We start from the raw sequence: 564 nt of genomic DNA, 5'->3' as shown, positions 1-564 counted from the left end.
CGGCCACACCGACGGGGACCGGCGCCGGCCCCACCGCACCGGCCGCGGCCGGTTCACCTTCCGGCGCCGGCGCCACCCGCGACCGGACCAAGTCCGACAACGGCCAGGCCGCCGACCTGCGGTTCAACTCCGGCCCCTACGGGCCGGAGACGTGCAGGCAGGGGTACGTGTGGCGGGAGGCCGTGCCCGGCGACCGGGTCTGCGTCACCCCCGCCACCCGCGACCAGACCAGGTACGACAACGGCCAGGCCGCCAACCGGCGACTCGGCTACGGCGCCTACGGGCCGGAGACGTGCAGGCAGGGGTACGTGTGGCGGGAGGCCGTGCCCGGCGACCGGGTCTGCGTCACCCCCGCCACCCGCGACCGGGTCAAGTACGACAACGGCCAGGCCCTCAGCCGGCAAGCCTCGTCCTGCGTCATCAACGACGGCGTCACCTACGACAACAAGTACGTCGCCGTCGGAAGCAACCCCACCCGGTACCGGTACCTCCGCAGCCCCTACCTGGGCGCGCGCTGGGACCGATGCGCCCGCACCGTCACCCTCTACATCGGAGGAGACGCCA

General features: G+C 73.8%; 1 protein-coding gene. It reads left to right on the top strand.

Translation table 11 applies throughout. The features are described from left to right. Positions 1 to 564, top strand: a 564-nt coding sequence (locus C1I97_RS40510) for a hypothetical protein (protein ID WP_111007392.1), incomplete at both ends; no start/stop codon positions are given.

Source organism: Streptomyces sp. NTH33, from assembly GCF_003236365.1.
GTDB lineage: Bacteria > Actinomycetota > Actinomycetes > Streptomycetales > Streptomycetaceae > Streptomyces.
This window is presented reverse-complemented; position numbering and strand designations above follow the sequence as displayed.